We start from the raw sequence: 22346 nt of genomic DNA on the forward strand, positions 1-22346 counted from the left end.
AAAACCCCCTGCGGCCGAACAATGGCGGGGCCACGGCATAAGGCCGTGACCCCCCATGGCCGATCAAGACGCACAAGACCGCAACTTACCCGCCTCACAGAAGAAGATCGAGAGATCTCGCAAGGAAGGGCAACTGCCGCGCTCCCGGGACCTGCCGCATTTCGCGGTGATGGCCACGGGCGGCGCCTTGTTCGCGACCTCGACGCCGTACGCCGTCGAGAGCCTGCAGCGCATGCTGGAAGGCGCGCTGCGTTTCGATGCCGAACAACTGCGCAGTGCCGGCATGATGACCGAGCGCCTGTCGACGCTGACCTGGCAGGGCTTCATGCTGGGCCTGCCGGCGCTGATCATCCTGGCGATGGCCGCGATCGTGGCGCACATCGCCTCGGGCGGCTGGAACTTCACGATGAAGCCGCTGGCGCCGAAGTTCTCCAACCTCAATCCGATCACCGGGTTCGGCAAGCTGTTCCAGATGCAGAACCTGACCACGGCGTTGAAGGCCGTGGCGCTGTCGCTGGTGCTGGGCGTCGTCGGCGCGATGGCGCTGAAGGACCGCATCGCCGGTTTCATCGGGATCATGTCGGTGCCGCTGCCGGCGGCGCTGGCCTTCGCGGGCAAGCAGCTGATGGGCGGTCTGATGATGCTGGGCCTGTGTCTGGCGCTCTTTGCCGTCATCGATGTGCCGCTGCAGCGCTTCCAGTACCTCAAGCGGCTGAAGATGTCCCGCGAGGAAGCGAAGAACGAACTCAAGGAAGCCGAAGGCAACCTCGAGATGAAGCACAAAATGCGCGCCAAGGCCCGCGAACTGGTCAAGCGCCGCATGCTGCAGGCAGTGCCGAAGGCCGACCTGGTCGTGATGAACCCGACCCACTATGCGGTTGCGATCGCCTACGACGAGACCAAGTTCGGCGCGCCGCGCGTGGTGGCCAAGGGCTTGGACCTGCTGGCCTTCAAGATCCGCGACATCGCCAAGGAGAACAAGGTGCCGGTGCTGCAGGCGCCGGCGCTGGCCCGTGCCCTGTACGCCCATGCGGAACTGGACCGGGAGATCCCCGGCGCGCTGTTCGGCGCCGTGGCGCAGGTGCTGGCCTACGTGTACCAGCTGAAGGCCGCGCTGAAGGGACAGGGCGCCTCGCCGCAGGCCGTGCCGAACCCGCCGGTGCCCGACGAGCTCGACCCGCACAAGAAGCCGGGCTGGACGCCGCCGGAAGAAGAACTGGACGATCAGTTCCCGGAAGGCAACCCCGCCTGATTGCTGCCTGATTTCGGGGGGGATTTCCCCCCTTTATCCGGCTAAAGGACAACGGGCTCCCGCCGAACAATGGCGGGGCTCGACGGCAGTGTCGGGCACGTGATCTCCCCCCGGCATCCAACAGGTTGAAGGCAGCACCGATGAACGAGCTGATGGCCCGTTTGCAGAACCTCCTCGGACCCCGCGCCGCCATCGTGCAGGCGCTCGGGGCGCCGATCGCCATCATGATCATCCTGTCGATGATGGTGCTGCCGCTGCCGGCCTTCGCCCTGGACCTGTTCTTCACCTTCAACATCGCCATGTCCATCATGGTGATGCTGGTGGCGTCGCAGATGATCCGGCCGCTGGACTTCGCCGCCTTCCCGACCGTCCTGCTGATCACGACGCTGCTGCGCCTGTCGCTGAACGTCGCCTCCACCCGCGTGGTGCTGCTGGAAGGCCACACCGGCGCCGGCGCCGCGGGCAAGGTCATCGAATCCTTCGGCCACTTCCTGATCGGCGGCAACTTCGCCGTCGGCCTGATCGTGTTCGCGATCCTGGTGGTCATCAACTTCATCGTGGTCACCAAGGGTGCCGAGCGGATCGCGGAAGTCGGCGCGCGTTTCACCCTGGACGCGATGCCCGGCAAGCAGATGGCGATCGACGCCGACCTGTCCGCCGGCCTGATCGACGAGAAGGAAGCCAAGCGCCGTCGCGCCGAACTGGGCGACGAGGCGGACTTCTTCGGCTCCATGGACGGTGCCTCGAAGTTCGTCCGCGGCGACGCGATCGCCGGCATCCTGATCCTCTTCATCAACATCGTCGGCGGCTTCGTCATCGGCGTGGCCCAGCACGGGCTGTCCGCCGGCCAGGCCGCCGACAGCTACATCCTGCTGGCCGTCGGCGACGCGCTGGTGGCACAGATCCCGGCGCTGCTGATCTCCGTCTCCTCCGCCCTGGTCGTGTCGCGCGTCGGCAAGGACAAGGACGTGGGCCAGATGATCGGCTCGCAGGTGTTCGGCTCGATCAAGGCCGTCGCCATCACGGCGGGCGTCGTCTTCATCCTCGGTCTGATCCCGGGCATGCCACACCTGGTGTTCATGATCATCGCCGGCGCCCTGGGCTACCTGGCGTACTGGCTGCGCACCAAGGAGCAGGCCACCAAGGCCGCCGAGACCCGCAGCAAGGCCGCCGCCCCGGTGCCTGGCGCACCGAACCCGGATGCCGAAGCCTCCTGGGACGACGTCGTCGCCGTGGACACGCTGGGCCTGGAAGTCGGCTACCGCCTGATCACGCTGGTCGACAAGACCCGCGAAGGCGACCTGCTGAGCCGCATCAAGGGCGTACGCCGCAAGTTTGCGCAGGACATCGGCTTCCTGCCCCCGTCGGTGCACATCCGGGACAACCTGGAACTGCGCCCCAGCCAGTACCGCGTGACGCTGCGCGGCGCGGTGATCGGCGAAGCCGAGGCCTACCCGGGCATGTGGCTCGCCATCAACCCCGGCCACGCCACCCAGAAGCTGATCGGGACGCCCACCACGGACCCCGCCTTCGGACTTCCGGCGGTCTGGGTCGAGGAGCGGCAGCGGGATATGGCGCAAATGGCGGGCTTTACCGTCGTTGATTGCGCGACCGTGGTGGCCACTCATCTTTCACACTTGCTGCAAGTTCACGCGGCCCGGTTGTTGGGCCGGGTGGAAACCCAGCAGCTGGTGGATCACCTCACCAAGCAAGCGCCCCAACTCATCGAAGACGTGATTCCCAAGATGGTCAATGTCGCCGCCCTGCAACGAGTCCTCCAGTTCCTGCTGGAAGAGGGCGTGCACATCCGCGACATGCGTTCCATCGTGGAAAGCCTGGCCGAAAACGCCACGCAGACGACCGATCCCGCCGAGCTGGCCCGTCGCATCCACATCGCTCCGGCGATCGTGCAGCAGATCTACGGACCGGCCAAGGAGCTCGACGTCATCGCCCTCGATCCCGAGCTGGAACGTCTGGTCTCGCAGGCCCTGCACTCGCCTCACGGCGCGGCGCTGGATCCCGGCGTGGCGGACACGCTTGCAAGAAGTGCCGCCCAGACCGCGCAATCCCAAGAGGATCGCGGTTTGCCCGCCTGCCTGCTGGTGCCCGACCTGATTCGCGCTCCCCTGGCCCGTCTGCTCAAGCGCGCTGCGCCGCGGCTGAAGGTGCTGGGACACAGCGAGATTCCTGAAACGCACACGATCCGCATCGGCTCCATCATCGGAGGCACGGCATGAACGTCAAACGCTTTACCGCCCGCAATTCCCGCGAAGCCATGGCCCTGGTCCGCCAGGCCTTCGGCGACGAAGCGGTCGTGCTCTCAAACAAGCCCTGCCCCGAAGGGGTGGAGGTGCTGGCGATGGCGCCGGAAGGCATGTCGCAGATCGAGCGCGTCGCCGCCTCGACGCCGCGTGCCGCCGCCGCGCCGCGCCAGCCCGCGGCCCAGCCGCAACGCCCGCAGCATCGTGAAGAGGTGCAACCGCGTCAGGCGCTCAAGCAGCGCCTGGCCGCGTCGCCGGCGCCGCAGCGTGCCGAGCCCGGTTTCGGCGGCTCGGGCGCCTCGGTGGGCGAGGACGTCAACGCGATGGCGATGAGCACGCTGTCCTTCCAGGACTATGTCCGGGAACGCATGCTCAAGCGCCGCTCGGCCGAGATGAACGGCCTGCCCGATCCGATGATGGACGAGCCGGCGCCGGCCTTCTCGCAGTCGCAGATCAATGCGCAGATGAATGAATCCGTCGCCTCGATGGCCGCGCAGCGCGATCAGCGCGCGCGTTCCGCGATGCAGACCCTGGGTGCCCGTCGCGTCGACGAGCGTGCCTACGAACAACCCGCGCCGGCTCCCGCGCCGCGCGTCGTGCCGCCGGTGCTGCGCGACGAGATCCGCGTGCAGCAGCAGGCCATGCAGGACCTGGGCGGCATCGGCCACGGCTTCGGCGGCATGGGCAACCATCCGCTGAACGACATGCCGGCGTCCTCGCGCCGCGAGCAGGAGATGATGACCGAGCTCCGCGCGATGAAGGGCATGATCGAAGAGCGCTTCGGCGCGCTGGCCTTCATGGAGAAGCTCCAGCGCCAGCCGGCGCAGGCTCGCCTGACGCAGAAGCTGCTGGATTCCGGTTTCTCGCCGGCCCTGGTGCGCAAGCTGGTCGAAGGCCTGCCGGCGCAGACGACCGAGGAAGCCGATTCCCACGCCTGGGCCGCCAATGTGCTGTCGCGCAACGTGCAGACTGCCGAGCAGCAGCCGGCCCTCGAAGATCAAGGCGGCGTGTTCGCGATGATCGGCTCGACCGGCGTCGGCAAGACGACGACGACGGCCAAGATCGCCGCGGCCTTCGCGACCAAGTACGGCGCGAGCCAGCTTGGCCTGATCACGCTGGACGCCTACCGGATCGGCGCCCACGAGCAACTGCGCGCCTACGGCCGCATCCTCGGCGTGCCGGTGCACACGGCGCATGACCGCGCGTCGCTGGAAGACCTGCTGGATCTGCTGTCGTCCAAGAAGATGGTGCTGATCGACACGGCCGGCACGGCCCAGCGCGACAGCCGGACCGCCGAGCTGCTGGACATGCTGGCGCACAAGAGCATCAAGCGCATCCTGGTGGTCAACGCCGCGCAGCAGGGCGAGACGATCGAGGACGTGGTCGGCGCCTGGCGCGGCGCGGAAGCGCAAGGCGTCATCCTGTCCAAGCTGGACGAGGCGGTGAAGCTGGCCCCCGCGCTGGACACCGTGATCCGCCACAAGCTGCGCGTGCTGGGCGTCACCAACGGCCAGCGCGTGCCGGAAGACTGGCACCGCCTCTCGTCGCAGGCGCTGGTGCAACGCGCGCTGCGCAGCCACGGCCAGTCGGCCTGGCGCGTGGACGCCTCCGACGTCAACCTGATCTTCACCGCCGGCACGATGGCGGGAGGCGCGGGCGCCGCCTCGCCGATGGGAATGAATTGATCAAGGGCTGACCGCTCGATCGGAGGGGGCTTCCCGGAGCGGGGAGTTGCCAAACCCGGTCACAAGTTCTAGAAAGGGGGAAGGGCTCGGGCCTTTCCCCCTTTTTCATTGCGGCGGGGACGTCCGACGTTGATGTGTGAGAGGTCCACGAGGTGAGGGGTGGGGGAAGAGAAAAGCGGGGTGTTTCCCCCTTTCAATTCCCGGTCAAGAGGTGGCCCCGGGAGGGAAACTTCCGGTAACGGCTCCAGCAATGGCCGGTTCCTTTCGAGAGGGACAGGGCGCTGGGGCGGAACACGCAAGAGACACAGAGCAGCCCAATGCGCGACTTCAGCAATGCTCCCAAGGACCAGGCCGACGGCCTGCGCCGTCTGTTCGCCACGGCGCGCGTGCGCGTGGTACCGGTGGTGAGCAATCCGCATGTCGTCGGCAGCGGCGCGCTGCTGGAAGGCATGTGCGCGGCCTTCGGCGAACTCGGGCTGCACACGCTGGTCGTGGACGCCGGCGAGCACGCCTCCGCGGCGTCGGAACTGGCGGCGGTGGACCTCGCCGCCTGCGTCGAACCGCTGTCGGCGAAGGTGTCCTTCCTCGCCGCGCGCGGGCTGCCGATGCGCTACATCAATGCCAACGGTTCGGCCGCCCAGTTCCTGGAAGCGGTGACCGACGCGGCACCGTTCGCTGACGTCGTCCTGCTGCATGCCAGCGCCGCGGAACTCAGCCGCGTGCTGGTGTCGCGCGAAGTGCGTCCGGTGCTGCTGGCCGACACCGACGTGCAGAGCGTGACCTACGCCTACGCTGGAATGAAATGGCTGACGCAGCGCGCCGGCCTGATGGTCTACAGCCTGCTGCTGGCCTGCAACCCGCAGCTGCGCCTGGCGGAGCGCATCGCCCAGCAGCTCTCGAGCTGCGGCGACGGCTTCCTCGGCGCGGTGCTGCGCGAGTGGGCCTGCCTGGATCCCCGCCAGCCGGTGACGGCGCCCCTGACGCACGAGATGCGTCACATGGCGCGTGAACTGCTGCTGGCCTCGGTGCCTGGCGCGGCGCTCGACAGCGCTGCGGATGCGATGCCGCTGCGTCCGCGGCCGATGTGGCAGCCCAAGGCTGGCCGCGCCCCGCAAGGCGTGACCCTCGCTGCGCATTGACGCCGGATTGGAGACGAGACGATGTACACCGCCAAGGGTCAACTCGACAACAACTCGCTGATCCGCCAGTACAGCCCGCTGGTGCGCCGGCTGGCGCATCAGATGATCGCGAAACTGCCGGCCAACGTTGAACTGGACGACCTGATCCAGGTCGGCCTGATCGGCCTGACGGACGCGCTCTCGCGCTTCGACACGGCGCAGGGCGTGCAGTTCGAGACCTTCGCGACGCAGCGCATCCGGGGCGCGATGCTCGATGAACTGCGTGGCAGCGACTGGATGAGCCGCGGCAACCGCCGCCAGCAGCGTTCGATCGAGAGCGCCGTGCACAAGCTCGAGCAGAAGCTCGGCCGCCCGCCGCAGGAATCGGAGATCGCCGCGGAGATGGGCATTCCGCTGGCCGAGTATCAGGAGATGCTGGGCAAGGTGCGCGGGACGCAGCTGGTCTATCTGGAGGACATCTCCGGCGGCGAGGACAACGACGACTATCTGGACCGGCACGTCGGGGACAACTCGGCGGATCCGATGTCGATGCTGGGCGACCACCGCATGCGCGAGGCGCTGGTGGAGGCGATCAAGAACCTGCCGGAGCGCGAGGCCTACGTCATGTCCATGTACTACGAACATGACATGAACCTGAAAGAGATCGCGGCGGTGCTCAAGGTCACCGAATCGCGGGTGTGCCAGCTGCACAGTCAAGCGATTGCCCGATTGCGCGTGAAGCTGCGCGACTGGTAAAACGAGCCGCAGAGAGCGGCCGCAGTCCTTGTGGTCCGAGAACCATGAGGGGAGCGTCCGATGTGGGACTCATGGCGCAGGCGCGCCGGGAAGGTGGCGCCTGATGCGCCGGCGGGGGGAGCCGAGGTCGGCTTTCGTGAGCCGGCGATGCAAGGCAACACCACGAAGGTCGTTCGAGAGCTCTCGAGCGGCGTCTCCAAACTGGGCCGCGACGCGGCCGAAGTCCGCGGGCTGCTGGAGGACACGCAGAAGGTCGTGACCTCGCAGGCGCAGGCGATGCAGGCGCTGGGCGCGGAGCTCGAGCAGGTCCGGCATGCGCAGGACGGCATCAACCAATCCACGAACCAGACGCGCGAGGCGGTCGAGCGCGCGCGCACGGCCCTGTCCGGCGTGGGCGACGAGGTGGGCGGCATCGTGTCGACGCTGCGGCAGGTGTCCGGGGCGGCGTCCGAGATCACGAAGATCGCGTTGCAGACGCGGCTGGTGGCGTTCAACGCGTCGGTGGAGGCCAAGCGCGCCGGCGAGGCGGGGCGCGGCTTCGGCGTGGTGGCGGATGCGGTGAAGGACCTGGCGGCGCAGGTGGAGGCGTCGTCGAAGGCCATCATGGGCACGGTGGGGACGCTGGATGCGCGGATCGAGACCTTCAGCCGGGAGCTGAGGGCGGACGGCTCGGGAGGAGCCGGTCAGAGCAAGATCCTGCAGGCGTTCGCGGATGTGGAGATCGACGTCGACCTCATCGCGAAGTCGGCGCAGGAGAGCCAGGCGACGACGCAGCAACTGGCGGAGCGCTCGGGCGAGCTCGGGGTGGAGATCCAGCAGGCGATGCGCAAGCTGGAGTCGGCGTTCGCGTGCAGCGACCGCTTCCTGCGGCTGTCGGAGCAGATGATCGAGCAGATCGCGTCGAGCGGCGTCGAGGTCGAGGACTCGCCGTACATCCAGGCGGTGCAGGGGGCGGCGGCTGAGATTGCCGGGTTGCTAGAACGCGCTTTGAAGGAGAAGCGGATCGACGTCTCGGCGCTCTTCGACGAGCAATACCAGCCGATCGCGGGGACCGACCCGCAGCAGTTCACGACGAGATTCACGCAGATCGCGGATCAGCTGTTCCCGGAGGTCCAGGAGCGGATGCTGAAGCTCTCGGACAAGGTGGTGTTCTGCATCGCGGTGGACCGCAACGGGTACGTGGCGGCGCACAACAAGCGGTACTGCCAGCCCCAGCGCACCGGCGACGTGGCTTGGAATACAGCCAACAGCCGCTACCGACGGATCTTCAACGACCGGACAGGGCTGGCGTCAGCCCGGAATCAACGACCGTTCCTCCTGCAAACCTACCGCCGGGATATGGGCGGCGGGAACTTCGTGCTGCTCAAGGAGGCTTCGGCACCCGTCACCGTTGCTGGGAGGCATTGGGGTGGGGTGAGGTTGGCGTTTGGGTTCTAAAAGGGGCTGGAAAATGAGTTGCGGAAGAGGGAAAGCTCACCCAAGCAGAGAAACTATATTGCGGCTTTTTGCTGCCTCGGCAGGACATTGTCAGCGCCCTACATGTCATCGGAAGTTATTTTTGGATACTGGTACCGAAAAAATTCATATTGCCGAAATGGCGCATATCGTGGCCGCAAATGAAAGTGGCCCAAGAGCAATTCCTGCTATGGCAGCGGAAGAGTTGGGTTCATTTGATAACCTTATTCTTCTCTGCCCCAATTGTCACACTGAAATAGATAAGGCGCCCGCTGATTACCCGGATGAGTTGGTGATTGAGTGGAAAAAAGGGCATGCCGAGAAAATAATTAATCTGTTTGGTGTTGCAACTTATGCCGAAAGATCGTCTGCACGATTGGCCATCGAGCAATTGCTTGATCAGAATAGGTTGATATTTAACGAATACGGGCCAGAAAATGAATATCTCTGGAATCCCGAGGCTGAAGAAGCGATTCAGTGGAAGCGTAAGGTTCTTGTTTCTATTATTCCAAATAATAGAAAGCTTCTTACATTGTTGGATTCGAATAGGAAGCTACTCTCTCAGGATGAAAAAATAACCTTGGAGAAATTTCGCCAGCATATTTGCGATCTTGAGGCTCGTCATCTCCTCAAGGAGACGGCTGGCGGAGGCGCTAGATTTCCAAGTGCTCTGGATGATATTCTGAAAGATTGAAAATATGGAAGAAATGGATTGGACTGGCGCCTGGGTGAAAGCGAAAATAGATGATGCCCCAAGTGTCGCTGACATTGATGTTTTGGCTCCGCAGTTGTTGAGAATTGAGCGAACGCTTCTCGGGCCCTTTGATGTTGCAACTCTCTCAACGCAAAAAGTTGAAGACTCGCATATCCAGAACCTCCTTGGAATCAATCGATCGATCGCGTTCTTTGTTAATATTCCAAAGGATTCATGGTGGACCGGCGGAGCGATAAAAAGAATCGAAGCTGGAGGCTCCGCATTTGGCGGTTTTGGTGACTTGTTGAAAGTATTGAATGTGGATGATCCACGGGCTTACAAGAATAAGGAGCACTTGTTCATAGAAAGAGGCTTAAAGAAACATACTGCTGTGGAGAGTTTGGCGAGGGATGCTGATCGGAAATGGACCGTTAATCGTAGAGGTAAACAGCCGCTAACCATTGTCGTAAATTATGACTATGATTTGGCTTCTGAGGGCTTGCACCTTTCGTTGGAGCGATATGGCGCGTGTGACATCGTGTTGAAGGGAAACCCAAATGGAAGTATTACCAGTACAGCATTGACAGCGGCTCGACATATGGGTGTTCAAGTGCTCGCATGGGGGGATTTATTGGCGCGTCTAAACAAGGCATAGTTGTGCTTGAGGAAATCGACAGAATTTGTGGAGTTCTTGCTCGACGCTATACTTTTTCGGTTACCGGACATTGGTACTTGTTCGGTTCTTGTATTGCGGGTCCTGGTCGTTCCTCAGATATTGATATTCTCGGAGTTTTTCAAACTGGCCTAGAGTTGGTTCACGCTAGGAGGCATTTGTCTTCCGTGCTCAATAAAATGCCGTTGGATTTGTTGCTTTTAACGATTTGCGAGGAAAGGGAATTATTCTTCCTCCGAAATCAGCGATCGATTCAGATGGTTGGCGTGCAAGCCGGTGTCGCTAGTTTGAATCCGTCGTTCTTGCAATGGCGCGGAGCGCAGAGCTATTGAAGGCTGGGTTATACCTAGTCATGTGTTTGCATAACTTCGGTGAGTCTTTGACCCTCCGATTTTGAGTAATTGGCAAGATGTGATTTTTGCGAGAGGATCGAAACAGGTGCTCAAAACACCCACTGCGATGCGTCACCATGTTGACCTCTCACTAGCCTTAATTTCGGGCGAGATGGACTTTTCCGCGAGGAGAGTCGCACGTGTGCAGTGCGTGTTTTGACATCTCGCCCACCCTCCGCATTCAACAGGTCAGGTGGTCGTCCCTCAACTTCCATTTAGTTAAGGACTTCCATGCCCTCCAATCGCTTCATCCAATCCGTCGCTGATAGCAACTTCAAGCTCTCGGAATTCTTCGCCCTCGAACATATTGAGTTGGACCCCGATCCCGCCGCCCGCGCCGTCCCGCTTCTCGACCGCCAGCCCCTCGCCCTCAATTCCGACCGCACGCTGGAGCAGCTCAGCGTCGCCGCCGGCAATCCCTATCACTTGGCAGCCGACGGCGGCTTCTACAAGCATCCGCTCGTGCTCGATCAGGACATCACCGTCCGCACCGCCATCGCCAATCTGCGCGACCGCCTCGCTCACGCGACCTCGTTCGTCCAGCAGCTCGACGTCTCGACGAGCAAGAGCAAGAGCCTCCCGAACGGCAACCCCGCGATATGGCCGTCGAGCTCATCCACGAAATCGCCAGCTTCTTCGCCGTGATCGAGATCGCCGCCGTCGAAGACCACGGCCGCCAGGTGAAGAACTTGCTCGCCGCTAGCTGACCGTGTCCAGTTTCAGACCGCACCCAATCCCCACACCCCCAAAAGAGAACGAGTGCCCGCGCGGAAGCGTGTGGCACTCGTTTTGTTTTGAAGGGTGTTTAGCGCAGCCTACTTGTCGGAGCCCTTGCTTACCGCCCAGCTCAGCGCGCCACAGTTTGATGCCTCGATCTGAAGCAGCACAGCAGACGCAGATTCCGTCGTCATGACATTGCCTGTAAATGTCGAAACTCGGGTTTCGTTGGTGAGGGCAGCCAGTGCTTTGGCTTTCCCGTAGTCCCTCGGCGCGATTTTCCGCAAGACACAGAGTAGGTACAGCTTCCCTTCAGGCCGCGCAGCAGGAATCAGCTTGATGACATCAGCGGACGAGAAGTTCCGAGCGAGCGCTCGTGCCGTCAACTCTCCCAGAGACTCCGCTGCCGGAGTGCCGACAGCGCCCCAGGAGTAGTAGCTGGCGTTCTGAACGGTGCCGACGTGCCTCGACGCCTTGTCTCGTCGCTGCCGACCAATCGACTTCGCAAATCCCCCGATCTGAGGTGAATCGCTCTCCGTGCTGAGGCGAGCGATTTCCTTCTCGCAAGCGCTGCCGACCTCCAACGCGCTCGGCCCGTTCTGCGCCTCAAGGGCATCGATCACAGCGAGCGACTTGTTGATGTCCAAGAAGCTTCCTTGCAGGATGGCTTCACATGCAATGCCGGCGGCCTTGTTCCTGTCCGCCACGCTGAGCGCTGCCGAAAACGTGGAGATCAATCGCAGCGAGATGTTCCTCACCGCAGGGTCTGGATGTCTCGCTTCTCTCAAAGCAATCTTGCTGGCGCTCGTCGCCGACCCTGAGTACTGGAGCAGCACCAGGGCCGCCCCCTTGACGTCGACATCACAGGAGGCCGTGGCGTCGACGATCGCCTGCTGTCCTTTCCTAGCGGCGCTGACCAGGCGGTTTCTCTCGTCGTGCAGGCGGGGGGATGCGTAGTCGAGTAAGCCGTCGGCGCCAATGAACTCTCGCCCATCGGCCGGACCGTTTTTCTCGCGGAAGGTCTCCTCCCGTGCGCGGTCGAGCGCCTTCAACCGCTCGTCGACTGCCTTCGGAATCACGAGGCCCTCGACGCAGGTCTCGCTGTAGACAGGCCGATAGACGCTGGTCTGAATGGCGATGGAATAGGTGGCCTCGTCGTTGGCGCGAAGGATCAGGTTGCAGGTGACGTTGGCGGAGGGGAATCCGCGGCGCACGTTGCGACAGGCAGCGAAGAACGCCGGATCGTTGTTGTCGTAGAGCTTGCCGATGACGAGTTCCGTCGACCGGCGGATCAGCTCGATGTCGAGGCTCTTCCCGCCGACGACATCGATATTCGAGAGCGTCACGGCAGAGGCCGTCGACGCAGCCAGAAATGGAAGCGCCACCAACGGCATTGCGCTGAAGCGGGAGAGGCGATCGAGGAGCATCCGGTCAAGCTTTGGTGGTGTCCATGCCTCCAAGCGCGGCAGTGGAGCGCAGGTTCCGCGATCGTGTTGCATCGAGCGACAGCAGGTCCTTGGTTCGCGGTGCATCGAGCAGGTCCTTGAGCAGAAGCGGCGACGCAGCGCGCGAGTAGTCGAAGTCCCAGTGCGACTCAGCCTCGAGAAACTTGACGAACATGTCGGTGGCGGTGACTTCGGGAACGCATTGCTCCATCCACAAGAACTGACCCTGCTCGTTGACTTCGAAGAAGACCCACTGCCCCGAAGGCGTGACCGCGAAGTCAAAGGAGCCGGTCACGATGCCAAGCCTCATCATCAAGGAGAAGCACGCCTCCTGGATCGTCGGAGGAAGGTTGATCCGCCGCGCAACGAGCAAGGAAGGACTGCCAGCCCGCCAGTCGATCGATGTCTCGGTGTTGCGCTGTGAATCGATGGAAATGGCCAGCACGGCCTTCCCGCAGAAGAATGCGCGGACCTCGAAGGCCTTGGAGATGCACGTCTGGTAGATCGCCGGGCAAGCCTGGATGAAATCATCCTCGGGCAACTGCTCCTCACGGATGCTGGCCGTCAATGTCGATACGCTCTTGTCGCCCTCGCGCCAGTTCTGCGTCTGGAACGGTTTCACGACGACGCGGCCCGGCCGGACGAACCGCCGCACCTCGTCTGGATCGTTCGAGATCAGCGTGCTGGGAATGGCCAGGCCGCAGTCTCGCGCCGCCTTCAGCTGCAGCAGCTTGTTGTTGGCTCGGCGGCGTCCGTGGATCGAATTGACCCAAGCCGCACTGGAGGCCCAGCATGCTTCCCAGATCGAGCGATACCAGTGGTTCAGCTCTTCCCCGGAAACCTCTCGATCATCCTCGTGCAGATAGGTGGGGACGACGGGCCAGCGCGGGCGACGCAGCCACACGAGGTCAATGCTTTCGGCGCGCACGCGACTGCCTTGCGATTGAATCCAGCCACTCAGTTTACGGCCGCAGGAAATACTCAAGCTGGACGTCTGCAAGGTAGGAAATTCGTCACTGATCCAACGGAACACCCGATGGCCGCGCCGTTCAAGGGCGGACTGCACGACGATGGCGTGCGTGTCCGACGTCAGCGAGGGAATCAGGATATGGCGCATAGGAAGAGGGGCGGTGATGATGCCCCGGAGGTGCCCTGAATGAAATGAAATCGGCGACTGATTTATCGCTGTCGTTCATCCAGGAAATGACGCGGCAACATCGCCGCAGAAACGATAGTCGCCGCTCTCCTCGTTTGAAACCTGCAATCGCTTACATCACACAAATCCGTTAGTGGTGATGACCTGGGTTTGTGTGCGCACGACCTGGCTATAGGGGGAAATTCTGTAAGTCGAACAAAATTGAGAGCCCACGCGGGAGCGTGTGGCACTCGTCTTGTTTGGACGATGCAGATAGCGAATCCGCTCGCCGATTCGTGACGCATCTATGGCCGAGGTATGAAGACAGACACGTCGCCGGTGGCTGCCGCGTTTGAAATGACCTTCGCTAGTTGGTGCGCTTCAATCAACCCTTCTGGGGTCAATACAGCCGCCGCCAATTGTTCGTACGAAGACGCGCATATTCCCGCGAGCGCGCAAGCGTTCAATAGATGATAGTCAGTGGCACTTCCGCAGCGCGACCAGATCTCGCAAATTGCCAACATTCTTGCCGCTAATAGGATATTGGCACTTCCTTCGTAACCCGCCGAATATGTTTTCCCATTGAAATAAAATTCCCCATTCTTCATCGTAAAAGAAAGATTCTCCAACAGTTCTGGCGACGGAAATTTCATTGCCACCTTTAATGTGTCGGCGATGACCTTCATGTCGCCCTTGGCGTAAGCTTCGCTGTAGTCTTCCTTCATGGAAAGAATGGGGTCTGCACGTCGATCTTGAGTCTTAAAAATATTGGCATAGCCTTTATAGATATCCACATCGTCATCAATCATGCCCTGGCAAAGCATGGCTAGCCGGTCGCTCGCTGTCTGGATCTTGTAAGCTTCAGCATGGGGTTTGGCAGATGCGATCTCGCTACTCTTCATGATCGCCAGTCGCGCGTCAGAACACCGTCGATTGACCAGACCAGCAACAAAGAATCCTCCTTTGCCAGGAGCCACCTTGGCTTCCTCGTATACCTTTTTGTAATTGGTCGATGTGGCTAAATCTTGCAGTAGCGTTGTCTGCGGAATCGGATTTTCGACGGCGGGGTTGCCGGGGCTTGATCGCGAGGACTCAGACCGATTTGGAGCCGGGCGTGCGTTTGTGTCTGCCAGCGGCCTGACGAGCGCTGCATTTGCGGGAGGCTTCAATTTCGGTTCGGAATCGCAGAGGACAATTGAAATAGCCCCGACAAGCAGCATTGCCGCGAATAGAGCGAGCAAAACCTTGGATGTCATTTCAGCAGCCGGCAAGCAAGGTTGGGACTCGGTTGGACTGTTCCGTTTCCCAGCGTTAATGAATGGAGTTCAGGATCTTCAATTGCGCCACCTGGAAGCACTGGACTAATAATCTTCCACCTCTCGGTCCCCCCGTCCGCATAGGTAATTGCCAGAAGTCCGGACTTTCCGATTTCGGCATTCCCAATCGTCAAGAGAGCCATTTGGTCATAGGTCTTCCTAGCAGCCCACATGCGAGATGTTATGTCTGCCGTTGACACGGTGGAGCGGATTTCCTCAAGAATAGAGCACCGGACATCCCCGCTGTCACGCATGGCTCGAGCCAAGGCATTCTTCTGCGCAAGCATTTTAAAGAACGCTGGGGGCATTGGAGGGCCACTGTATTGATCCCCTGTGCTCCAGGAATAGTCCCAGAAGTCTTGTGAGTAGAAAGCGGTCCCGTTGATATACACGATGGGAAGTTCGGCGTGGGCTGCGCCCGCAACCGTGGACACCATCGTGAACGCAATAGCGAAACTGGCAATGCTGCCAAATGATGGATTGCTTGAGTTCATTGGTTGGGGAAAGGGCGCGGCAATATTGCCGTTGAAGATGTTCGCCGTTCTCTCGTCGTTTGCCACCTGCAACCGCTTACATCACACAAAGTCGTCATTGGAGATGACATATATCTGCGTGTGCTCAACATAAATAGATGAGATTAGAGGCAATTTCGCGCCAACGCATTTCAGAGGAGGTGAACGCGACGCCAAGACGGTTGTCGTTCATATCTGTGGATTAGGTGGTTCCGTCCGATGTAGCCGAGTCGGTCGAGCTCATGGTCAACGACGGCACTGCCAGTGGCGACCTGAGCGATCACTTTCACCCGCCCGCGCCCAACTGCGGACGTCGAATGAAAAACGAGTGCCCACGCGGGAGCGTGTGGCACTCGTTTGTTTTTGGACGGTTTTGGGGGCTTTCGCTGGCGATACGTCGCTGTCAATCAGACGTTTCGAAAGAAAAACGCGAAAATATATGCTAGACAGAGAAACTGTGATGCCTGCGAGGCAAGGTTGCAAATCATGGATAGCACCCTCGTGCGCCACAGCTCTCCATGGTTCTCGTGTGCTTCGTAATACAGGCGTTCTTCTTTGGCCCTCAGCTTGACATCAGCAGCGTTGAAGACCACAGCGCAACCAAGCAGCGCGTAGAGGTAAATCGCGTTCCAGTGAGCAAGGCTTCGAAAAATGAAGAGGCCAAGCGACATGAAGCCAATCGCCATTGGAGTTCTCGAGTCGTCGAGAATCGCCAAGTACTTCTGGCGATCCTGGAGGATTTTCTTCAACACGTCACGTCTCGTATCTGACTGTATGTCGGCCAACTCGACGAGAAGGCTTGTTGCTGGCAATCAGCAGTCGTCAATTCCAACAGCATTCTCGTTGGCACTCGTTCTATTTCGATCATTCAATGTCAACCCAGTCCTCACTGATGGAGACGTGCAAGACCGGGCGCGTTTGGAGCCTGGTCAATTTGTTGTTGGAGCTTACCCAACTCAGCCATTCCTGCGGATGCACTGATTCAATTCGCAGTCCTCTCACGAAGACATACTCTGCGTTGAATACCTCGACACCGCTCTGTTTGAGGGAGATGGAACAGGTGAGATTGTGGTCGGCAACCCTGAAGAGCAGACTTTGCTCGCCACGCGTAAGCGCGAACTCCACACCGGAGAGCCAGCCTTCGGGGTGCACCCACCTCGGCTCTTGCTCGAACAGAATGATCAGGTCGTCTAGGGTGGGAAGGTTGCTCATCGTCGATTCAGCTCGCTAGCTGCGCGGCGACCATGACGGCCAGGAACGCGCCATAGCTGGCGCCCTTGTGAGGCCAGACGTGAACCTCGGCCTGATCCGCGGCGGAGACGTTGCCCACTGCACGCATCCGGGCATCGAGAGCCGCGCGACTGCTCAGGACCTCGCCCTCCCAGACGACGACGCCGTTCTGGTCGATGGTGACGGTCAGGGCTGAGGGCTCTGCCTTCGGCCCACCGCATTGGGCGCCGATGTCGAAGCCGATGGCGTGAAGGGGCTTGGAGAAGGCGATGATCCACAGCGCCACCACGATGAGCAGCACGGCGGAAAAGGGCGCGATGCTCACGGCGCTGAGGCTCAGCGGCTCTGCGTGTTCCGAGAAATGGGCCGCGCGCATGGCGACTTCCTTGACGGGCTCGAAGCGAAGGGGGCATCTTCACCGAAAACCGGGCGAAGTCTCGCGGTGATGATCAAGACACCGTGCTGGACACCTGATTCCTCACCCGCGCCGCATCGATCAAGGTCAGCTCCTTGGTGCGAGGCTCATTCAGCAGCTCCCGCAGTCGAAGCGTCGAGCCTGCCCGCGCGTACTCGAAGTCCCAATGCGATTCCGCTTCGAGAAACCTGACGAACATGTCGGTGACAGACACCTCGGGGGCGCACTGCTCCATCCCCATGAACTGCCCCTGCGCATTCAGCTCGTCGAAGACCCATTGACCCGACGGCGTGACCGCGAAGTCGAACGAGCCGGTCACGATCCCGAGCCGCGTCATCAGCGCAAAGCAGGCCTCCTTGATGAACGGTGGGACGGCGATCTCCTTCGCACCGATCGAGAAATCGGGTCGGCCCACGTCCCAGTCGATCGGCGCCCCCGTCTGCCGCCGGGCGTCGAAGGAGACAGCCAGCACCGCCTTCCCGCAGAAGAACGCCCGCACGCCGAAGGCCGACGGAAGCCGCATCTGATAGATCGCCGGGCAGGCGCGGATGAGGTCCTCCTCCGGCGCCCGATGCTCGCGGATGCTGCCCGCCAACCTCGACGTGCGCTCGTCTCCCTCGCCCCCATCCCGGCTCTGGAACGCCTTCACCACGACCTGACCGGAGTGGATGAACCTCCGGACTTCGTCCGGCTCGTTGGAGATCAAGGTGTCGGGAATGGCCAGCCCGCATTCACGGGCGGCATTCAGTTGCACGAGCTTGTTATCCGCCCGGCCGTGCCCCGCGATCGAGTTGACCCACGCCGCATTGGCCGCCCAGCACGCTTCCCAGATCGAGCGATACCAGTGGCGAAGCGCGCCGTCGGCGGGCTCCCGATCCTCGCCCTCCAGGCCCGCAGGCGCGACGGGCCATCCCGGACGTCTCAACCACACGAGGTCGATCTCCTCGGTCCTCACGCGACGGCCGTGCCAGCGGACCCATCCGTCCAGCCGTTGCTGGCTCGAGATGGTCAGGCTGGACGTCCTCAGCGAGGGGAACTCGTCGCAGGTCCAGCGGACCACGTGATGCCCGCGCTGCTCCAGCGCGACCTGAACGACGACGGCGTGCATGTCCGTCGCCAGGGACGGGATCAGGATGTTGCGCATGGGAAGCGGGGCGGCGGTGCCGCCTGCTAGGGGCTCTGACAAGGATCGGCAACGATGGTCGCCGTTCTCCCCTCGCTTGAAACCTGCAATGGCTTACATCGCAAAAACCCGTCAGCCACTGACTCGCGTATCGACACCCACCAAGGAAAACGGCCTGGCCCGCACGCTGCGAGCCAGGCCGTCGCCTTGGCGGAGAGTCGCCTCTCCGTCCGGCCTTACAGCGAGTTCAGGAACGCCAGCAGCGCCTCCCGGTCCGCCGTGCTCATCTTGACGAAGCGCTGGCGGCTGGCGTCGCCTTCGCCGCCGTGCCACAGGATCGCCTCGGTCAGCGTGCGGGCGCGGCCGTCGTGCAGGTAGCCCACCTTCACGCCGGTCCCCGCCACGCGCTCCGTGTAACCGATGCCCCACAGCGCCGACGTGCGCCACTGGCTGCCGCTGGCCTGCGACTCCGCGAAGTTGTCGGCCAGCTCGCTGCCCATGTCATGCAGCAGCAGGTCGGTGTAGGGCTTGATCGTCTGGTTGCGCATCTCGGCCAGTTCGGTGCCCAGCCCCGTCTTCATCTCGGCGATGTGGCAGGCCGTGCAACGGATGCTGTCGAAGAGCTTGGCGCCCGACGCGATCTTGACCGGATCCACGTCCAGGTAGGGCAGCGGGCTCACGCCCTTCGGGAAGCCGCTGACGATGCTGCGCTGCGCCGGCACGCCCAACTGGGCGACGTAGCGCGAGAGCAGCGTCAGCTCGTCCTCGGTCACGCCCTTGTCCACCTTCTTGTTGTTGCATTGGGCCGGGCCGGCCAGGCAATCACGGTTGGGGTAGACCGGCGAGGTCACCGACATGTCCAGCAGCAGCGCGTTGGCCGTCTGGTGACGCAGGCTCACCTTGGCCGCCTTCCAGCCGTAGCGGCCGACGCGCACCGCGCCGGTCTCCGGGTCGTAGACCAGGTTGGCCTGGCCCTTCACGCCGTCCGCGTCCGGCGTCGTGCGCACCCGCGACAGGATGTCCGCGTCGGTGATCGCCTCCAGCAGGCCCATGCCGATCACCGGCTGCGCACTGCGCAGCGAGTACACCGACGGCGTCGGACCGTCGAAGCTCACCTTGGGTTTGCTCAGGGTCACGACGGTGCCGTCGGCCAGCGTGACGTTCTTCGTGTCGAAGCCGGCCACGCGCACGGCGTTGCCCCAGTCCTGCGGCGCGCCGGTGGTGGCGGAGCGGGCGTTCATCTGCACCGCCTCGCCGTAGACCGGGTGGGGCAGCTGCTTGCCGTTGGCGTCCAGCGCGGCCACGCGCACCGCCATCGTGTCCAGGCGCTGGTTGAGCACCTGCGGCGCCAGGCTGCGGCCGTTGTTGATGTGGCAGCCGAAGCAGTTGGTCTGGTTGAACCGCGGCCCCTGCAGCTTCACCGCGTCGGTGTTGCGATCGTTGCCCTGCTCGTTGTGATCGCCGGTCCACATGTTGGTGTGGAACCAGCGCCGACCTTCGACGAATCGCTGCATGTTCTGCATGCCGATCTGGAGATTCGGCTGCTGGAACATGAAGGTCGCGTTGTCCGCGTAGTCGTAGGAGATCGAGCCCGTGCCGCCCGACAGCGTCTCCACCGGCAGCGCCGCGTTGTTCAGTCGCGGCTGCACGCCGTACTGCGGACGCAGGCCGCTGCCCACGACGTAGGTGACCTCGTTGGTGTAGTAGCGGAAGTTGCCGTTGTCCTGGATCGCGTCCATCGCCGCGCGGCTGGAGAAGAACGAGCCGGTGAACTCGATCGCCTCGCCCAGCTTGAGCGGCCGCGACGGGATGTTGACGCCGTTGGGCACCATCACGCCGTTGGCGTTGGGCGCCAGGTCCTGATGACCGGGCATGTTGTCCAGCACCACGGAGCAGCCGTCGTTGGCGCCGATGACGCCGCCGTAGCCGGTGGTGGGCTTGAGCAGGGCGTTCTGCGGCGGCTTGGGCACCACCGGGCAGGAGGTCTTGTCGACGAAGCCGTCGGTGTAGGTGGTGCGGTCCAGGAGATTGCCGGGCGACATCCAGCCGTAGCCGGTCACGTTCGGGTCGTCGATGCGGCGGAAGAAGGAGTGGCCGCCGCCGCGCTGCGCCTGCTGGTAGTACTGGTTGACGATGAGGGTCGGCTTGGTGACGCCGGCCACGCGGCTGTTGTCGATGAACTCGACGCCCCAGGTGCGGTTCTTGAAGTAGTTGGCGATGAAGTTCAGGTAGGCGCCCGGACCTTTGTCCCGCGGCTTGCCGTCGGCGTCCACGGTGTCGTTGGGACCGAAGCCGATCTCGTTCCAGTCCTCGCCGCGCTCGCGGCCGTGGCGCGAGCGGCCGACGAAGCCGAAGCGCGTCACCAGCGTGCCGTCGGCCAGGGTGAACTGGGTCGTTTCTAACGTGGCCGGGCTCGCCGGCGTGACCACCGTGCTGTTCGCGGGCGGCGTGGGCACGGCTGAGGCGGTGAGCATCGGCAGCGTGTTGTCGCTGCCGGGCGAGCTGAAGTTGACCTCGAGCAGCGAATAGCCGTACTGCGTGCCGCGGGCCACGCCCTGCAGGCGCACGTAACGGGCGTTGGCGTTCAGGTTGAAGAACTCCTCCGTGCCGCCCTGTCCGCCGACCACGTAGCGCAGCTGGTACCAGGTCTGGCCGTCGTCGGAGACCTGCAGCGCGTACTCCTTGCCGTAGGCGTTCTGCCACACGAGCTTCAGGTAGCCGATGGGCGTCTTGGCGCCGAAGTCGAACTGGATCCAGGCCTTGTCGTCGAACGCGCTGGCCCAGCGCGTGTTCAGGTCGCCGTCGAGCGTCTTCTGCGCGGTGTCGCCGTTGTTCTCCAGCGCGCTGGAGGTCGCCGTGATGCCGGTGATGGCCTTGCCGGGCTTGCTGATGTCCAGGCCGGACGGCGATTGCAGCGATGGGGGCAGCGAGGGCGTGCCGGCGTTGCCGCTGCCGCCGACGGGGAGGGTGGGCGGCGCGGGCGCGGGGGGCGGCAGTTCGGGTTCATCGCCCACGGGTGACGACGCCGGCGGCGCGGGAGCAGGGGCCGGCGCAGGCGCCGGCGCGCCCGACACAGGCGGGCTGCCGCCCGTGTCGGACGAGCCGCCACCGCCGCCGCAAGCCGCGAGGGTGCCGGCCGCGCTGAGCGCGACGACGGCACTGAACACGAGTCCCCAGGACGTTGTCCGTGGGGCGGGGCATGGCGACGTCGGGTCAGCCTCTGATGGGTGGTGGCGCATGGCGCTCCTGCAGGTCCGATGAATGCGAGACACCAGGGCGCGCGCGGACGCTCAGCCCGGGTGGACTTTCGCGTAGTTCAAGCAGAGAACGTGCCGGTAGCGGTTGGTTGCAAAGTGCGGTCTGCGGCGCGAAACCAGCGCTTCCAGATGAGGGTGCTCATCCCAAAGAGGTATTCGGGCGACCACCGCGCAGCACCAGGGTCAGGTTTTGTCAGACCGGCCCGGAGGACCCGACAAATAGTGTCACTCGTATCGGCGACGAAGACCGGAATGCCTGGAGGGTCGGGAAGGTCGGGAAGGCGGCGGGGACGCAGTGCCTGCTCAAGGCGTGGGGCAGTCGAACGGCTCCAGCTCGCCCTTCATGAACCAGCCGAGGTCCCGGATACGCTTGCGCTCGGGAGACGGGCTCAGCGCTTCGGGGATGCCCTCGAGCTTGCCGCGGCTGCGGATGTAGGCCGTGAGGTAGGCGCCGGTGTAGCAGAGCGCCAGCTGCTTCTCTTCGGCCGACAGCTCCGCCTGCTCGCGCCGCAGGTTGCGGTTGGCGCGCATGACCGTGGCCTCGCCGCCGATGCCGTTCATGTGCACGGCCAGGAACATCAGGTAGGCGACCTTCCGGTTCTTCGGCACGCCCTGACCCTCGCGGAACATCACGCCGATGTTGTTCCAGGCGTCCCCCGACTTGGGGAAGGCCTTAAGGAACATCGTGTAGGCGTCGTCATAGTTCGGCGCACGGCCGCGCCCCTGGTACGCGAGGAGGCCGCCGGAGATCGCCGCGCGGTCGTCGCCGGCGTCGGCGAGTTCGTTCCAGATCCGGAAGGCGGTGTCGAACTTGCCTTCGGCTTCCGCCTGCATGGCCTCGGACGGCGTCGCCGCCATGGCGTTGCCCATGCCGCTATCGACGCCGATCGTCAACAGGGCAGCGAGAAGA

Annotated in this window: 19 protein-coding genes; 9 read left to right on the plus strand and 10 right to left on the minus strand. The window is 62.9% G+C overall.

Annotated features, from left to right (window positions below):
- The first annotated feature begins 55 nt into the window (after positions 1–55).
- The 9 genes from AC07O8_RS06750 to AC07O8_RS06790 all read left to right on the plus strand — a co-directional run bounded on the left by AC07O8_RS06750 (position 56) and on the right by AC07O8_RS06790 (position 10931).
- The gene (locus AC07O8_RS06750; protein ID WP_495047296.1) at positions 56–1252 is read left to right on the plus strand and encodes an EscU/YscU/HrcU family type III secretion system export apparatus switch protein; all 1197 of its coding nucleotides are present in this window, start codon (positions 56–58) and stop codon (positions 1250–1252) included.
- Positions 1253–1392: 140 nt separating this feature from the next.
- Positions 1393–3489, plus strand: a complete 2097-nt coding sequence (flhA, locus tag AC07O8_RS06755) for a flagellar biosynthesis protein FlhA (protein WP_495047297.1) — start codon at positions 1393–1395, stop codon at positions 3487–3489.
- A complete protein-coding gene (gene flhF, locus AC07O8_RS06760) occupies positions 3486–5198 on the plus strand; it encodes a flagellar biosynthesis GTPase FlhF (protein WP_495047298.1) in 1713 nt (570 codons plus the stop codon). The genes flhA and flhF overlap by 4 nt, the downstream gene beginning before the upstream one ends.
- 317 nt (positions 5199–5515) lie before the next feature.
- Complete coding sequence (locus tag AC07O8_RS06765) at positions 5516–6337, plus strand: MinD/ParA family ATP-binding protein (RefSeq protein ID WP_495047299.1); 822 nt, start codon at positions 5516–5518, stop codon at positions 6335–6337.
- Between the two features lie 21 nt (positions 6338–6358).
- Positions 6359–7072 (plus strand): RNA polymerase sigma factor FliA, encoded by a 714-nt coding sequence (locus AC07O8_RS06770; RefSeq protein WP_495047300.1) that lies wholly within the window; start codon positions 6359–6361, stop codon positions 7070–7072.
- Between the two features lie 147 nt (positions 7073–7219).
- Positions 7220–8509, plus strand: a complete 1290-nt coding sequence (locus AC07O8_RS06775) for a methyl-accepting chemotaxis protein (protein WP_495047301.1) — start codon at positions 7220–7222, stop codon at positions 8507–8509.
- 121 nt (positions 8510–8630) lie between these two features.
- On the plus strand, positions 8631–9221 hold the full coding sequence (locus AC07O8_RS06780) for an HNH endonuclease (protein WP_495047302.1): 591 nt from the start codon (positions 8631–8633) through the stop codon (positions 9219–9221).
- Between the two features lie 4 nt (positions 9222–9225).
- Positions 9226–9876 carry a hypothetical protein gene (locus tag AC07O8_RS06785; RefSeq protein WP_495047303.1) on the plus strand — a complete coding sequence of 217 codons (651 nt, stop codon included), beginning with the start codon at positions 9226–9228 and terminating at the stop codon, positions 9874–9876.
- Between the two features lie 641 nt (positions 9877–10517).
- The gene (locus AC07O8_RS06790; protein WP_495047304.1) at positions 10518–10931 is read left to right on the plus strand and encodes a hypothetical protein; all 414 of its coding nucleotides are present in this window, start codon (positions 10518–10520) and stop codon (positions 10929–10931) included.
- A 170-nt stretch (positions 10932–11101) separates the two neighbouring features.
- Here the strand turns inward: AC07O8_RS06790 and AC07O8_RS06795 are convergent, their stop codons facing one another.
- From AC07O8_RS06795 to AC07O8_RS06840, 10 genes are all read right to left on the minus strand, one after another.
- On the minus strand, positions 11102–12430 hold the full coding sequence (locus AC07O8_RS06795) for a hypothetical protein (RefSeq protein ID WP_495047305.1): 1329 nt from the start codon (positions 12428–12430) through the stop codon (positions 11102–11104).
- Positions 12431–12434: 4 nt separating this feature from the next.
- On the minus strand, positions 12435–13565 hold the full coding sequence (locus AC07O8_RS06800) for an MvdC/MvdD family ATP grasp protein (protein WP_495047306.1): 1131 nt from the start codon (positions 13563–13565) through the stop codon (positions 12435–12437).
- A gap of 323 nt (positions 13566–13888) precedes the next feature.
- Positions 13889–14839, minus strand: coding sequence for a hypothetical protein (locus AC07O8_RS06805; RefSeq protein ID WP_495047307.1), 951 nt, complete (start codon positions 14837–14839; stop codon positions 13889–13891).
- Positions 14836–15459: a hypothetical protein gene (locus tag AC07O8_RS06810; RefSeq protein WP_495047308.1), complete on the minus strand. Its 624-nt coding sequence runs from the start codon at positions 15457–15459 to the stop codon at positions 14836–14838. The genes AC07O8_RS06805 and AC07O8_RS06810 overlap by 4 nt, the downstream gene beginning before the upstream one ends.
- 359 nt (positions 15460–15818) lie before the next feature.
- Entirely contained in the window at positions 15819–16163 is a 345-nt protein-coding gene (locus AC07O8_RS06815; RefSeq protein ID WP_495047309.1) for a hypothetical protein, read from the minus strand.
- 112 nt (positions 16164–16275) lie between these two features.
- The gene (locus AC07O8_RS06820) at positions 16276–16623 is read right to left on the minus strand and encodes a hypothetical protein (protein ID WP_495047310.1); all 348 of its coding nucleotides are present in this window, start codon (positions 16621–16623) and stop codon (positions 16276–16278) included.
- Between the two features lie 7 nt (positions 16624–16630).
- The gene (locus AC07O8_RS06825) at positions 16631–17017 is read right to left on the minus strand and encodes an ExbD/TolR family protein (protein ID WP_495047311.1); all 387 of its coding nucleotides are present in this window, start codon (positions 17015–17017) and stop codon (positions 16631–16633) included.
- Between the two features lie 73 nt (positions 17018–17090).
- Complete coding sequence (locus AC07O8_RS06830; RefSeq protein ID WP_495047312.1) at positions 17091–18200, minus strand: MvdC/MvdD family ATP grasp protein; 1110 nt, start codon at positions 18198–18200, stop codon at positions 17091–17093.
- Between the two features lie 215 nt (positions 18201–18415).
- Positions 18416–21346 (minus strand): di-heme oxidoredictase family protein, encoded by a 2931-nt coding sequence (locus AC07O8_RS06835; RefSeq protein WP_495047313.1) that lies wholly within the window; start codon positions 21344–21346, stop codon positions 18416–18418.
- Positions 21347–21739: 393 nt separating this feature from the next.
- Positions 21740–22330 (minus strand): hypothetical protein, encoded by a 591-nt coding sequence (locus AC07O8_RS06840; RefSeq protein WP_495047314.1) that lies wholly within the window; start codon positions 22328–22330, stop codon positions 21740–21742.
- Between the last annotated feature and the right edge of the window lie 16 nt (positions 22331–22346).

This window comes from Roseateles sp. GW821-FHT09G09 (assembly GCF_059415965.1).

Excerpts from the sequence above, each read along its gene's own strand:
- AC07O8_RS06750 (WP_495047296.1), top strand. The coding sequence starts at position 56 with ATGGCCGATCAAGACGCACAAGACCGCAACTTACCCGCCTCACAGAAG.
- flhA (WP_495047297.1), top strand. The coding sequence starts at position 1,393 with ATGAACGAGCTGATGGCCCGTTTGCAGAACCTCCTCGGACCCCGCGCC.
- flhF (WP_495047298.1), top strand. The coding sequence starts at position 3,486 with ATGAACGTCAAACGCTTTACCGCCCGCAATTCCCGCGAAGCCATGGCC.
- AC07O8_RS06765 (WP_495047299.1), top strand. The coding sequence starts at position 5,516 with ATGCGCGACTTCAGCAATGCTCCCAAGGACCAGGCCGACGGCCTGCGC.
- AC07O8_RS06770 (WP_495047300.1), top strand. The coding sequence starts at position 6,359 with ATGTACACCGCCAAGGGTCAACTCGACAACAACTCGCTGATCCGCCAG.
- AC07O8_RS06775 (WP_495047301.1), top strand. The coding sequence starts at position 7,220 with ATGCAAGGCAACACCACGAAGGTCGTTCGAGAGCTCTCGAGCGGCGTC.
- AC07O8_RS06785 (WP_495047303.1), top strand. The coding sequence starts at position 9,226 with ATGGAAGAAATGGATTGGACTGGCGCCTGGGTGAAAGCGAAAATAGAT.
- AC07O8_RS06790 (WP_495047304.1), top strand. The coding sequence starts at position 10,518 with ATGCCCTCCAATCGCTTCATCCAATCCGTCGCTGATAGCAACTTCAAG.
- AC07O8_RS06795 (WP_495047305.1), bottom strand. The coding sequence starts at position 12,430 with ATGCTCCTCGATCGCCTCTCCCGCTTCAGCGCAATGCCGTTGGTGGCG.
- AC07O8_RS06800 (WP_495047306.1), bottom strand. The coding sequence starts at position 13,565 with ATGCGCCATATCCTGATTCCCTCGCTGACGTCGGACACGCACGCCATC.
- AC07O8_RS06805 (WP_495047307.1), bottom strand. The coding sequence starts at position 14,839 with ATGACATCCAAGGTTTTGCTCGCTCTATTCGCGGCAATGCTGCTTGTC.
- AC07O8_RS06820 (WP_495047310.1), bottom strand. The coding sequence starts at position 16,623 with ATGAGCAACCTTCCCACCCTAGACGACCTGATCATTCTGTTCGAGCAA.
- AC07O8_RS06825 (WP_495047311.1), bottom strand. The coding sequence starts at position 17,017 with ATGCGCGCGGCCCATTTCTCGGAACACGCAGAGCCGCTGAGCCTCAGC.
- AC07O8_RS06830 (WP_495047312.1), bottom strand. The coding sequence starts at position 18,200 with ATGCGCAACATCCTGATCCCGTCCCTGGCGACGGACATGCACGCCGTC.